Here is a 12569-nt window from a genome sequence, read left to right as displayed (position 1 = left end):
GACCCCGAACACCATCCCCCAGCCGATCTGGCAAGAGGACCTCGTGGCCGAGCTTGGCCGGCTGGCCGACCGGCACCCTGGGCTCAGACGAGGAAGGCGGGAGGTGAAGCCGTCGTGCGCGCTCAACCTGGCCACACTCGCCGTCCCCGACTGGGCTCAGGCGACGGCGTCGCTTCCCGCGCGGCGGGCCCCGCGCCGTCCAGGGCACGTTCCGCTCACCGCGGCGTACGCCGACGTCATCGAAGCGATGGCAGCCCTGTTCTCCGCGAACGCCGACACCTTCGGCGGCGGGCATGCACGCCGTGCCCTGGGCGGCTATCTGGCGGATGACATAGTGCCGCGCCTGCGCGAGCCCATGCATCCGGCAACACGCCGCCGGGTCTTCTCTGCCGCCACCCAGTTGACCTATCTCTGTGCGTTCATGTGTTTTGACGATCGGGCCAATGGTTTAGCCCAGCGCTATTACCGTATCGCGCTTCAGTTGGCTGCAGAAAACAACGACCCGCTCGCGTACGCGATCGTCTTGCGCGGCATGTCCACCCAAGCCTGGGCCCTGGGGCACTACAGACATGCCCTCCACCTGGCCGAAGCCGCCACCGCCACCGCCACCAAACGGGCCGACCCTCTCAGCCAAGCCTTCATCCACGGCCAACTCGCCATGGCTCACGCAGCCAGGCATGCACCCGCCGACGCCCTGGCCTCCCTGACCATCGCCGAGCGGCATCTCAGCAAGGCAACGAGCGCACCCGGTCCCATGGGCGCCTACCACTTCGCCGCTCTCGCCCACCAGCAAGCCCTCACGCTGGCAGCGCTCGGGGACAAGAATAATGCGATCGCCGCTCTCATCGAATCAGTTCGCCACCGGCCCCCGGCCGAGCGCAGGGCCAGAGCCATCACTACGGCCCGGCTCGCCGAACTCCATCTCGGTCAAGGACGGCTGGAAGAGTGCATCGCCGCCTGGCATCATTTTCTCGACGACTATCCATTCCTCTATTCCAAACGTGCTGACGCCGCACTCAAGTTCCTGCGCTCCCGCGGCCGTCCGTTCAGCCGTAATTCGCATATGCGCGCGCTCTTGGACCGCGCGGCCCTGGTCTCTGTCGCCGATCCCTGGCGAGGGGAACACCGGCCGCCACCTGCTGACCCGTGCTGCCACGTTCCCTTGTGAGAAGACGTCCTCAAGGGCACGGCCACGTCGAGTTCACGCTCACCCGGTGCCTACAGACGCTCGCTATACAGCCCGAGCCGCAACATATCCGCCGTCGGGGTCCCCTTGGCGTTCTCGACACGTGGCAATCTATGGGATGTCTCAGTGGGACCTTGAGTCGCCGCGGAACTGGCGTGAACCATGCCCGAGGCGGCGGCGCTCGACTCGGTGTACGGTCCAGCGCCTCGTCGGACCTGGCGCGTCAACAACTCATAGGAGCCGATCAACGCCGCCGAGGGCCAGGCGGCGATCATCCTTCCCACCAGCGAGGGCTCGGCCACTGCCACGTTGGCCGCCAAGCCCGCGGCGCTTCCGGCCAGCAGCGCCCACGGCAGAAAGCCACTAGGCCGCCCCTGCCGGGAGTCGGCGGGCAACGTCATCGAAGAGACCGCGATCATCCCATCCACCGACACCGGCAACAGCGCCGCCGTCCATGAGGTCTCGCCGTACTGGCGGACCAGCGCGTACGTGTGCTTGTACGACAACACCGCCGCGATCCCAGCCAGCACGATGACGCTAACGATGGTTGCCCACCGGATCGCCCGATCGCTCCGACCTGCCACCCTTCGGCTACGGCCGTTCCCCCTCCCCCCGAGGCGCACCGGGGAGGGAGAACCGCTCCTCTACGAGAGGAAGCCTGGTCGAGCCCGTTCCCATGTTCTGCAGGCCCTCCAGAGGGCTCGAACCAGCGGGACACCAGGTCGTGTTCGCTCGTTGTTTGCTCGTATGTCGCGGAACGCGCTAACAGCAGGCAGCACAGAATGGCAACAAAGGTCGCTGGTATCCGTACACAATGGGACGGAGCGACAGCGTTCGATATCTAGAATTGCTGCCTTCTAATCCGACGGTCGCGGGTTCGAATCCTGCCGGGCGCGCCACCCCTCACCAGCCCAAACACCATGCGCCGGGCAAGCCAGCCCGGACACCTGGGGCCAGACTGAGGCCGAGCTGAGTCCCGGGCACTTCCACCCACAACAGACAGGCCACCGGCGTCGACCACGACAACGGCTGTAAGACCGCGGCCGGGCATAACTCATCGCGCACCGACCCACCACCGCAGCCGACACGGACGGTTATCCGGTTAGCCCCTCACGGATTGTTGCACTTCAATTCTGCCCGCACATGCTCTTGTACCCGTCCATGGCTTCCTTCTCGTCCATCGCGGCGTACTGCTTGCCGTCGATGTCGATGGTGTCGCCACTCTTGCTGACGGTGATCGGTTCGGTGCCGCGCCCGCCCGACCAGATGACCTGGTCGCCTGCGTCGTTGAGTTCGCCGGTCTTCTTCGCCTTGTCGTTGATGATGACGGCGCTCTTCCCGGTGCTTTCGCACCCGAACGTATGGTACGAGATGCTGCTTCCGTCGATGGTGATTCTGCCGTCCTCGTCGTAGTACGCACCGTCGAGGTCGCTTCCGCCGCAGGCGGAGAGCGTGAGAGCGGCCATGATGGTCAAAGCCGCGGCAACTGCGGTCCACTTGACGCTCCTGGCAATCATGGTCGTCTCCCTCTGCATCCGTCTGCCGCATTCACTACGGCATCCTCGTTTGCCAGCCACGATGTCACAGAAAGCGGTTCACATGGCACAAATAGTCGAATGCCTGTTCGACAACGGATGGGGGATGCCCGGTGGGTGGGGCAAGATCGCGCGTGATGGTGGCTCTGCGGCTCCGGGGGGTGACATCAAGTTCGGCGGAGCGGCACGGCCGTGGCGATCAGCCCTCTTCCATGATGAGCGGCGTCCATCCGCCGAGAGCCTCGCAGGAGAGGCAGGTGCCGCAGCACGCCACACCTGCGGAGACGCACTCCAGCAGCAGGTACCGATCGTGACCGGTGTGCCAGTCGCCTGTCTCCGCGTCGGGACCGGGAGTCACCCCGCAGTAGGGGACGAGATCCCTGGCGGGGTCGAAGTAGAGGTGGTGCACGACGTCGCGGGGCATGCCGGCCATGGTGTCAGACGACGCCGACGCTTCTCCTCGTCTATGAGCCGACGACGGCACAGAGGGGTCCCGCGTGCAGGGCCCAACCCGGTGGCCCGTAGGAACTGTCGGTCGGATGTCCAACCTCATCTCCCCTGCTGAGGCTCGAAATCTGCCTGCGCTGACCGTCACGACCTCCCCGGAAGGAGAAACTGGGCGCCCACCTCTAGCTGGGTAAGCGCCCGGCCATTCGCCATGGCCTACGTCGAGAAACGCGGTCGCTACTTCCGTGGCCGCTACCGCAACCCCCCAGGCGTCATCCCCCAATGGGGCACCGTGTCCACCCACAAGGACGGCGGCTATCCTTTCACCACCTAGACCGACGCGCTCAACGCCGCCAACGATAAAGAAGCCGAGATCCGCAGCCTGGTCGCACTGTGGGTCGGACCGCCCGTCGAGGGTGTCACACTCGACCAGTGGCAACGCCTCCTGGCCGGGCGGCGGCGAGCCCGCGGCGCCGGCCGAGACCCCTACGCTGGCGAGATCATCCTGCGGGAATGGGTGCAGACTCGGTGGCTGCCCGCCCAAAGCCTCGAGGACGGCAGCCTCATCGCCTACAACGGGCACCTGCGCAACAGGATCTACCCGGCCTTTGGCGACCGGCCCGTCAACACGCTCTATGACCGTGAGGAGGTTCAGGCGTGGGAGAACCACCTGAAACGCCGATACGCCTACAACACCATCAACAACGCCCGCAACCTCCTGGCCACCATCCTGGGTGACGCCTATGACGCGGGTCTGGTCGACGTCAACGCTGCCTCACGCCGCCGCCTGCGCGGCAAGGTGGTCGAGCGGCGCGCCCTGGCCGTCCAGGACTCCGGACCTTCGGTGTGGGCGACGCCGCTGCAGGCGCTGCTGGTCGCCGAGCGGTGCGCTGTGCTGACTGGGCGGGACGACGACTTCGTCATGTGGACGGTGTGCGCCTGGTGCGGCCTGCGCTGGGGTGAGCTGATGGCCTTGCAGCGAGAGCATTACCGCGGTGATGCCCTGGTTGTGGAAGTACAACTCGACCCGCAGGACAAGCCGTCTCGGCTTCGTCCCCCCAAAGAGGGCTCCTACCGCAACGACCACCCGAAGTACTTCGGCGCCGTGGACCTGCCGCCGTTCCTGGCTCAGATGATCACTCGGCATATGGTCAACACCCGGTTCGTCCCATGCGGTTGCAGCTGCGGCGGCCGAGACTTCCTGTTCCTCAACCCCAAAGGCGGGCACCGCCTCCACCGCAGCTACACCGAGTTCCCCTGGGAGCAGGCCGTCTCCGGGATGATTCCCGCTCGGCGGCCCCGCCCCGGACGGTCCAGCGGCGCCCCACCTCGGCCCGTCCTGGTCGACATGGCCGCCGGATGGCCCGGAACCCCGTTGCGGCCCGCCTGGCCTTGCGCGTCTGGCCCCGACTGGTCTCCACCCCGGATTCGGGGCATGGCACGTTACGACCAGCCCGTCGTGGACGCCCTCGCAGTTCCCTGTCTCTACTGCGATGCGCAGCCCCGTTCCCGATGCTCGTCGGCCCGACGAACTCGCAGCATCCCGCACGAGTCCCGCGCAGCCGATGCCCGTGCCGTCGGACACGTCCGCGACCTCGAGCTCGCGTCGTGGCTGCCGATCAACGGGGACCTGACCCCCCACAAGTTCAGGCACTCCCAGCGGGTGTGGCTGGACGAGATCGGTACCTCCAATGTCCTCGCCCACGACCGGCTCGGTCACTCCATGCCCGGCATCGGAGGCACCTACGCTCACGTCTCTCCGTCCATGCGCCAGCAACTCCGCGAGCGGCTCCAGGCATTGTGGGAGGCGACCTTGGACCAGCGGCTCGCCCTCTGGCCGACGTCCCCGGTGGCGATCCTGAACGAGCTGCTCGCCGCCCGGCGCAGGGGGATCAGAGCCGATCGTCTCCCGATCGTCTCCCGATCGTCTCCCGATCGTCTCCCGATCGTCTCCCGATCGACCGAGCATGGTAAGCCGGCCTTTGTGACCACGGCCGTTCCCGACGATCTTGTAGATCCATCACCGGCGAGTTTCAGCACGTCAGCTGCTATCGGCCTTCGCGGCCGAGAAGCTGGCGAGCCATGACCATGCGCTGGATCTGGTTGGTGCCCTCGTAGATCTGGGTGATCTTGGCGTCGCGCATCATGCGCTCCACCGGGAACTCGCGGGTGTAGCCGTAGCCGCCGAGGAGCTGGACGGCGTCGGTGGTCACGTCCATCGCCACGTCGGACGCGAGCGTCTTGCACGCCGAGGAGACGAACGTCAGGTCGGCGATCTTCTCGCCGTGCATCGCCCGCTCGGACTTGATCGCCGCGTGGTAGGTGAGCTGGCGGGCCCCCTCGAGCCGCATCGCCATGTCGGCCAGCATGAACTGCACGCCCTGGAAGTCGCCGATGGGCTTGCCGAACTGGCGGCGGTCCTTGACGTAGCCGAGCGCGAAGTCCAGCGCGCCCTGGGCGATGCCGAGGGCCTGGGCGGCGATGGTGATGCGGGTGTGGTCCAGGGTGGCCAGCGCCGTCTTGAAGCCGCTTCCCTCGGGCCCGATGATCCGGTCGGCGGGGATGCGGACGTCCTCCAGGATCACCTGGCGGGTCGGGGAGCCCTTGATGCCCAGCTTGCGCTCCTTGGGCCCGAACGACACGCCCGGGTCGCCCTTCTCGACGACGAACGCGGAGATGCCCCGGGCGCCCTGCTCCGGGTCGGTGACGGCCATCACCGTGTAGTACTCCGACTCCCCCGCGTTGGTGATCCACATCTTGGTGCCGTTCAGCACCCAGGCCTCGCCGTCGCGGACCGCGCGGGTCTTCATGCCCGCCGCGTCCGAGCCGGCCTCGGCCTCCGACAGCGCGTAGGAGAACATCGCCTCGCCGCGTGCCACCGGCGCCAGGTACTTGGCCTTCAGTTCCTCGGAGCCCGACAGGAGGATCGGGACGGTGCCGAGCTTGTTGACCGCGGGGATCAGCGACGAGGAGGCGCACGCGCGGGCGACCTCCTCGATCACGATCACCGTGGCCAGGGCGTCCGCGCCCCCTCCGCCGTACTGCTCGGGCACGTGCACCGCGTGCAGGTCGTTGGCCACCAGCGCGTCGAGGGCCTCCTGCGGGAACCGGGACTCCTCGTCCACCTCCGCCGCGAACGGGGCGATCTTGGCGTCGGCCAGCTCGCGCACCGTGCTCCGCAGCAGCTCGTGGTCCTTGGACGGCGCATAGGCGGGATAGTCGTTCATCGGTCCTCCGCGGGTCCCCGTCCGCGTCGACGACGGCCCATATTACTTTGACGGCCAATATTTGAACGCCAAAGTAAGCGAGACGGCCGCGCGGAGTCAAGGCGGCGCCGGGCGATGCGCGTCACACCGCCGGGCGGACGGTCCCGCCGGCCCCCGTCCGGGTCGGCGGGACCGTCCTTTTCCGTGGCCGGTTGACCGGACAGGGCTCGAACCTGCGACCCGCTGTTTGTAGGACAGCCGCTCTACCGCCTGAGCTACCGGTCATCGCCCGGGACGCCATACCCGGGACGCTGCTGGAGCAGGGTTTGAACCTGCATGACGTGATTCAGAGTCACGCATCCTGCCTGTTGGATGATCCAGCATGGGTGCCCGCCGGCGGGCGGTGGCGTCCGCCCGCCTGGGCACAGGAGAACCAGCCGGGGGTCGTTACTCCCGCCGGTCCAGTCCAGAGCCGCACCCGGGAATTGAACCCGGTTCGCCAGGGTGGAAGCCTGGTGTCTCACCATTCGACCTGTGCGGCACGAAAACGATTGAAGGGCACGAAAAAGCCGCCGGGGATGCCTCCCTGGCGGCCTCTGGCGGAGCCTCACCGAGGCTATCCAGAGGCGTTCGCCGAGACGCCGCAACCGCCCTGCGGGCGAACATCGGAAGACCTCCGCAGGCGCTGGGTCAGAATCCCGGTCATCGTGCGGCTCCCTTCTCTGCTCGTCCGTTCGGCTCGTTACCCATATGGTGCGGCATGTGCTCACGCATCGGCAATCGGTTTTTGCGCTGACCGCACCGGGGCCATACCCAGCGTATGGCCCCGGTGCGGCCGTCGTTGATCAGCAGGACGTGTCAGAAGGCCCTGCGGCGGGTGCGCGCCGGACGCCGGCGCGACGGGCTCAGCAGCCGCTGGAGGACCCTGAACGGCAGCGTCACGATGCTGATGACCACGCCTGCCACGGCGCTGAGAACGCCCGCGAGGGTTCCGATGATGGCGCTGAGCGCTGCACTGATGCGGCGCATAAGGATTCACTCCTTCAAGTCGTCCTTTAGCGCTCATACCCGAGCATGGCGTTTTACACAGGCTTTGCTCCGATGACGACGAGAGCCGGGAAATCCGCGGATTCGGCTGCGGTCGCGGCGAGCCCCGCCCGCTCGACGGCCGCGACGGCGTCCGGGACCTGCCGTTCGCTCGTCTCGAACAGCAGCCGCCCGCCCGGCGCGAGCCAGCCCGGCGCCTCGGCGGTGACGCGGCGCAGGACGTCGAGGCCGTCCGCGCCGCCGTCGAGCGCCACGCGCGGCTCGTGCACCCGCGCCTCCGCCGGCATCAGCGCCAGCTCGCTCGCCGGGACGTAGGGGACGTTGGCGAGCAGCACGTCGATCGTGCCGCGCAGCGCGGGCGGGAGCGCGGCGAAGAGGTCGCCCTCGTGGACGTGCCCGCCCAGCGACTCGACGTTCCGGCGGGCGCAGCGCACGGCCGCCGGGTCGGTGTCGGCGGCGTGCAGCGCGAACCCGTCCCGACCGTCGGCCAGCAGGGCGGACGCGAGCGCGGCGCCCAGCGCGCCGGAGCCGCAGCAGAGGTCGACGATGACGGGACGCGGCGGAGCGAGCGCGGCCGCCTGCCGGACGAGGAACTCGGTGCGGCGGCGGGGCACGAAGACGCCGGGGTCGACGGCGATCCGGAGGCCGCAGAACCCGGCCCAGCCGAGGACGTGCTCGAGCGGCAGCCCGGCCGCGCGCCGCTCCACCATCGCGGACGCGTCGTCCGGCGTGGCGGCCGTGGCGAGGATCAGCCGCGCCTCGTCCTCGGCGAAGACGCAGCCCGCGGCGCGCAGCCTCGCGACGGCGGCGGTTTCGGTAATGGGTCCTGTCATGGGCGACGGCAACTTTATCCGAGGCCCTGCAACCCCCCATGGCCGGGCGGTGTTCCAGAGGCATGAGCATCTACGCGGACAGGATCGCGGAGGGTGACTGGACGGCGCTCGCCGACGAGATGGACGCCTACGGCAGCGCCCTGACGCCTCCGCTATTGACCAAGGAGGAGTGCGGAGAGGTCTCCGCCCTTTACGACGACGTGGAACGGTTCCGTTCGACGATCGACATGGAGCGGTACCGGTTCGGCGCAGGCCAGTACAGGTATTTCGCGGAGCCGTTCCCCGAGCCGGTCGGCGAATTGCGCGCGGCGCTGTATCCGCGCCTGCTGCCGATCGCGCGGGAATGGGCGGCCCGGCTGGAACGGCCCGCGCCGTGGCCGGACACCCTCGCGGAATGGCTGGACATGTGCCACGCGGCAGGCCAGACAAGGCCGACGCCGATCCTCCTGCGCTACGGCCGGGACGACTGGAACGCCCTGCACCGCGACCTCTACGGCGACCTGGTGTTCCCCCTCCAGGTCGTGATCGGCCTGGACGAGCCGGGCGTCGACTACACCGGCGGGGAGTTCATGATGGTCGAGCAGCGGGCCCGCGCTCAGTCGCGGGGCACGGCGACGCTGCTCCCCCGTGGCCACGGGCTGGTCTTCACGACGCGGGATCGTCCGGTGCGGACGAAGCGCGGATGGTCGGCGGCGCCGATGCGGCACGGAGTCAGCGTCGTCCGGTCGGGGAGCCGCCACACCTTGGGCCTGGTGTTCCACGACGCCGCCTGAGCTCGGACGACTCGCCCACCGCTGACCGGGAGCCCGCGTTCCGCCCGAACTGACCTTGTTTAGGGCCCTTGTCAAGGGGCATCCCCGCTGAACGGGTCATCAGGGGGCTGCGTGACGCGGGTGAGATGGTGGGGGACGGGTCTCGTGGCGCTCACGCTGCTGGTCCTCTGCGCGGGGCTGCCCCTGCTGAACAAGGCGCTCGGGAGCGGCGGCAAGCCCCTGGCGCCCGGGACGGTCCTGTCGGTCGGCACGGTCCGCGACGGCGTGCGGCCGATCACGCTGACCGTCCCGCACGCCGGGTGGGCACTCGAGGAGGCGTCGACCTCCCTCACCGGTAATGCCGAGCTGACCAGCGAGGACGTCGTGGTCAACCTGAACGTCGTCGTCCCGCTGGCCCCGTTCGACGCACGCGACCTCTGGGACGGATTGGGCCGCATCCTCGCGGTCGGCGGGCGCGCGCAGCTCGGGCCGCGGCCCGTCCCGATCATGACGGCGCACGGGCTGACCGGGCTCACCGGGACGATCACCGGCCGGGAGCGGACGGGCACGGCGGCGGTCTTCGCCACCGACACGCTCGGCGCGACGGTGACGGCGGCCGGTCCCCCGCTCGCGTTCCGGAGCGTCGCCCCGGAGGTCCACGCGATGGTGCGGACCCTCACGATCGCGGCACCCTGGACGTCGGAGACGGGGCCGTGATCCGCAGGCCCGCGTTCTGGCTCTGGGCGGCGGTGTGCGTGGCCGGGACGTGGATCGCGGCGCGCGGGATGGACTCCGCCGTCCGCGCGTTCCCGGTCGGCGCCGTGGCCGGCGGCGCGCTCCTCGCACCGGCGCTGGCCGCGGGCGTCTGGGGGCTCCGGCGGCTGCATCCCGTCCGGTCGCACCCGCTCGGGTACGCGCTGATCGCGGTGGCGTGGGGCGGGCTGGCCGCGTTCGGGCTGGCGCTGCCCGCGAACACGGCCTTCCAGGCGGTCCTCGGGAAGACGGCGGGGACGGACTTCAGCTCCGCGTGGGGCGCGGCGATCGCCGCCCCGGTGGACGAGGAGATCCTGAAACTGCTCGGCGTGGTGACGCTGGCGCTGATGGCGCCGTCCGCGATCCGCGGCCCGCTGGACGGCTGGGGCTACGGCGCGCTCACCGGGCTCGGCTTCCAGATCTCCGAGAACTTCCTCTACGTGCTGAACACGATCGTCCTGACCGGGGCCACGCAGGACGTGAACGCGGCGCTGTTCTCGTTCGGCAGCCGGGTCATCGGCGGCGCGTGGTGGAGCCACTGGGCGATGACGGCGATCGGCGGCGCGGGGCTCGGCTGCCTGTTCGGGCGGGCGTCCCGGACGAGCGCGACCGTTGCCGCGGGCGCGTTCGTCCTGGCGATGGCGCTGCACTCCTGGTGGGACGCGCCCGTCCTGCCGGGGGTGGCGCTGCTGCCGGTGAAGGGCCTGCCGATCCTGCTCGCGGCGATCGTCGCGTACCGGCTGGCGCGGCGCCGCTACCTGTCGCACTTCCGGCGGACGGTCCACGCCGAGACGGTCCGCGGCGTCCTCGTGCCGGGCGAGGGCCATGTGCTCGTCCACCGCAAGTGGCGCCGGAAGGAGCGGTGGGACGTGCCGACCGGGGAGCCGCGCCGGCTGCTCGCCCGGCTCCGGGCCGCGCAGCTGAGCCTGATCGAGGACGGTCTCGGCGGCCTGGAGCGGGACCCGGGGTCCGCCATGCGGCTGCGCGCCGACGTCCGCGACATGCGCCACCACCTCAACTCGTGCCCCTCGCCCCGCCGCGTCGCCTGACGCCCGGCCCCGGCGTCGCCTGACGGCCCGAGGCCCGCGTTTGCCCGACCCGGCCTCGGGTACCCGGCCTGCGAATCGGTGCTCGGCCAGGGGAGAATCTCGATGGCGGGTCGGAAGGGCGGCGGGAGGACCGGCGGGAAGGCCGAGCGACTCGAGAGGCTCGCGTGGGGCGTCAACGACCGGCTCGGCTCCATGGAGTTCATGCAGCGGAACCTCCGTAAGGCGTTCCCGAAGCACTGGTCCTTCCTGCTGGGCGAGATCGCGCTGTACTCGTTCATCGTCCTGCTGATCACCGGCGTGTACCTGACGCTGTTCTTCAAGCCGAGCGGCGCCACGGTCGTCTACGACGGCTCGTACACGCCGCTGAACGGGCTCACGATGAGCGAGGCGTACGCGTCCACCCTGCACATCACGTTCGACGTGCGCGGCGGGCTGCTGATGCGGCAGATCCACCACTGGGGGGCGATCATCTTCCTCGCGGCGATCGCCGTCCATCTGATGCGGATCTTCTTCACCGGCGCGTTCCGCAAGCCCCGCGAGATCAACTGGCTGATCGGCGTGACGCTGTTCGGGCTGGCGCTGGCCGAGGGGTTCGCGGGCTACTCGCTCCCGGACGACCTGCTGTCCGGCACCGGGCTGCGGATCATGCAGGGCATCGTGATGTCGATCCCCGTCGCCGGGACGTATCTGAGCCTGTGGGTCTTCGGCGGCGAGTTCCCGGCGAGCGAGACGTTCCTGCCGCGGCTGTTCACCGTCCACATCCTGCTCATCCCGGGCCTGCTGCTCGCGCTCATCACCGCGCACCTGATGATCCTCTGGCATCAGACGCACACGATCTGGCCGGGCCGGGGACGGCGGGAGCGGGCGGTGACCGGCGAGCCGACGTTCCCGAACTTCGCCGTGCAAAGCGCCGCGTACTTCCTCTACACGTTCGGCATCCTGGCCGGGATGGCGGCGTTCTTGCAGATCAACCCGATCTGGCTGTACGGGCCGTACGAGCCGGACCAGGTCTCGGTCGGCTCGCAGCCCGACTGGTACGTCGGCTTCCTCGAAGGCGCGCTCCGCATCATGCCGCCGCTGTCGACGACCCTGTTCGGGCACACGGTCTCGTGGAACGTGCTGCTGCCCGCCGTCGTCCTGCCGGGGGTGTTCCTCACGCTCATCGCGATGTACCCGTTCGTGGAGCGCTGGGCGACGGGAGACGAACGCCTTCACCACCTTCTCGACCGTCCGCGGAACGCCGCGACCCGGACCGCGATCGGCGCGGCGGTCATCGCCTGGTACGGCAACCTGTGGGCGGCTGGCGGCAACGACGTCCTGGCGTACGTGTTCGGCATCCCGCTGTTCTGGACGACCTGGTTCTTCCGCGTGGGCTTCTTCGTGGCGCCGCTCCTGGCGTTCACCATCACCCGCCGGGTCTGCCTGAGCCTGCAGCGACGCGACCTCCTGCAGCGCGAGGAGGGCGTGGAGAGCGGGCTGATCTCGCTGAGCCCCGACGGCGGGTTCCACGAGCGGCACGAGCAGCCGTCAGGCGAGCGGGAGGCCGTCCTGCGGGCCCGCCAGCCGGGCGAGCTCGTCGCCCCCTACCCGAACCACCTCATCCCGCTGCCGACCCCGAGCCGCGCCCGCACGCAGGTGCGGACGCGCGTCAACCGCTTCTACCTCAACTACCAGAGCGAGTCGCACGGCGGCGGCCAGGGCGACCTGCGCCACGACGGGCAGGGGCAGGACGGCGAATAGATCTCACGCGCCCTTGGGCGG

12 protein-coding genes and 3 tRNA genes are annotated in these 12569 nt (G+C 69.4%); 6 read left to right on the top strand and 9 right to left on the bottom strand.

What is annotated here, in order from left to right:
• A partial coding sequence (locus E1287_RS38065) for a hypothetical protein (RefSeq protein ID WP_207934705.1) occupies nt 1–1168 on the top strand: 1168 nt, incomplete at its 5' end.
• 50 nt (nt 1169–1218) lie between these two features.
• Here E1287_RS38065 and E1287_RS38060 read toward each other — a convergent pair.
• From E1287_RS38060 to E1287_RS38050, 3 genes are all read right to left on the bottom strand, one after another.
• The gene (locus E1287_RS38060; RefSeq protein WP_279508425.1) at nt 1219–1770 is read right to left on the bottom strand and encodes a DUF2637 domain-containing protein; all 552 of its coding nucleotides are present in this window, start codon (nt 1768–1770) and stop codon (nt 1219–1221) included.
• A 543-nt stretch (nt 1771–2313) separates the two neighbouring features.
• Entirely contained in the window at nt 2314–2703 is a 390-nt protein-coding gene (locus tag E1287_RS38055; protein ID WP_131970140.1) for a hypothetical protein, read from the bottom strand.
• 217 nt (nt 2704–2920) lie between these two features.
• Nucleotides 2921–3145 carry a hypothetical protein gene (locus E1287_RS38050; protein ID WP_131970139.1) on the bottom strand — a complete coding sequence of 75 codons (225 nt, stop codon included), beginning with the start codon at nt 3143–3145 and terminating at the stop codon, nt 2921–2923.
• A gap of 540 nt (nt 3146–3685) precedes the next feature.
• Between E1287_RS38050 and E1287_RS38045 the strand changes: the two genes are divergently transcribed.
• Nucleotides 3686–5254 carry a hypothetical protein gene (locus E1287_RS38045; RefSeq protein ID WP_131970138.1) on the top strand — a complete coding sequence of 523 codons (1569 nt, stop codon included), beginning with the start codon at nt 3686–3688 and terminating at the stop codon, nt 5252–5254.
• Here E1287_RS38045 and E1287_RS38040 read toward each other — a convergent pair.
• The 6 genes from E1287_RS38040 to E1287_RS38020 form a co-directional block, all read right to left on the bottom strand.
• Nucleotides 5217–6395: an acyl-CoA dehydrogenase family protein gene (locus E1287_RS38040; RefSeq protein WP_131970137.1), complete on the bottom strand. Its 1179-nt coding sequence runs from the start codon at nt 6393–6395 to the stop codon at nt 5217–5219. The genes E1287_RS38045 and E1287_RS38040 overlap by 38 nt on opposite strands.
• A 191-nt stretch (nt 6396–6586) precedes the next feature.
• A tRNA-Val gene (locus E1287_RS38035) sits at nt 6587–6659 on the bottom strand.
• A gap of 26 nt (nt 6660–6685) precedes the next feature.
• Nucleotides 6686–6757, bottom strand: a tRNA-Gln gene (locus tag E1287_RS38030).
• Nucleotides 6758–6844: 87 nt separating this feature from the next.
• Nucleotides 6845–6915, bottom strand: a tRNA-Gly gene (locus E1287_RS38025).
• Between the two features lie 317 nt (nt 6916–7232).
• The gene (locus tag E1287_RS44335; protein ID WP_165969402.1) at nt 7233–7403 is read right to left on the bottom strand and encodes an LPFR motif small protein; all 171 of its coding nucleotides are present in this window, start codon (nt 7401–7403) and stop codon (nt 7233–7235) included.
• 53 nt (nt 7404–7456) lie between these two features.
• The gene (locus E1287_RS38020) at nt 7457–8254 is read right to left on the bottom strand and encodes a putative protein N(5)-glutamine methyltransferase (protein WP_131970136.1); all 798 of its coding nucleotides are present in this window, start codon (nt 8252–8254) and stop codon (nt 7457–7459) included.
• A gap of 62 nt (nt 8255–8316) precedes the next feature.
• Between E1287_RS38020 and E1287_RS38015 the strand changes: the two genes are divergently transcribed.
• The 4 genes from E1287_RS38015 to E1287_RS38000 all read left to right on the top strand — a co-directional run bounded on the left by E1287_RS38015 (nt 8317) and on the right by E1287_RS38000 (nt 12548).
• Nucleotides 8317–9027: a 2OG-Fe(II) oxygenase gene (locus tag E1287_RS38015; protein WP_131970135.1), complete on the top strand. Its 711-nt coding sequence runs from the start codon at nt 8317–8319 to the stop codon at nt 9025–9027.
• A 111-nt stretch (nt 9028–9138) separates the two neighbouring features.
• A complete protein-coding gene (locus E1287_RS38010; protein WP_131970134.1) occupies nt 9139–9723 on the top strand; it encodes a hypothetical protein in 585 nt (194 codons plus the stop codon).
• Nucleotides 9720–10808 (top strand): PrsW family intramembrane metalloprotease, encoded by a 1089-nt coding sequence (locus E1287_RS38005; RefSeq protein ID WP_131970133.1) that lies wholly within the window; start codon nt 9720–9722, stop codon nt 10806–10808. The genes E1287_RS38010 and E1287_RS38005 overlap by 4 nt, the downstream gene beginning before the upstream one ends.
• Before the next feature lie 102 nt (nt 10809–10910).
• Nucleotides 10911–12548, top strand: coding sequence for a ubiquinol-cytochrome c reductase cytochrome b subunit (locus E1287_RS38000; RefSeq protein ID WP_131970132.1), 1638 nt, complete (start codon nt 10911–10913; stop codon nt 12546–12548).
• Nucleotides 12549–12569 lie beyond the last annotated feature (21 nt).

The organism is Actinomadura sp. KC06, from assembly GCF_004348735.1.
Taxonomy (GTDB): domain Bacteria; phylum Actinomycetota; class Actinomycetes; order Streptosporangiales; family Streptosporangiaceae; genus Spirillospora.
The sequence above is the reverse complement of the archived record's forward strand: the minus strand, read 5'-3'. Positions and strand labels throughout refer to the sequence as shown.

Bases quoted from the DNA above. Each gene is read 5' to 3' on its own strand.
- E1287_RS38055 (WP_131970140.1), bottom strand. From the start codon at position 2,703: ATGATTGCCAGGAGCGTCAAGTGGACCGCAGTTGCCGCGGCTTTGACC.
- E1287_RS38050 (WP_131970139.1), bottom strand. From the start codon at position 3,145: ATGCCCCGCGACGTCGTGCACCACCTCTACTTCGACCCCGCCAGGGAT.
- E1287_RS38040 (WP_131970137.1), bottom strand. From the start codon at position 6,395: ATGAACGACTATCCCGCCTATGCGCCGTCCAAGGACCACGAGCTGCTG.
- E1287_RS44335 (WP_165969402.1), bottom strand. From the start codon at position 7,403: ATGCGCCGCATCAGTGCAGCGCTCAGCGCCATCATCGGAACCCTCGCG.
- E1287_RS38020 (WP_131970136.1), bottom strand. From the start codon at position 8,254: ATGACAGGACCCATTACCGAAACCGCCGCCGTCGCGAGGCTGCGCGCC.
- E1287_RS38015 (WP_131970135.1), top strand. From the start codon at position 8,317: ATGAGCATCTACGCGGACAGGATCGCGGAGGGTGACTGGACGGCGCTC.
- E1287_RS38000 (WP_131970132.1), top strand. From the start codon at position 10,911: ATGGCGGGTCGGAAGGGCGGCGGGAGGACCGGCGGGAAGGCCGAGCGA.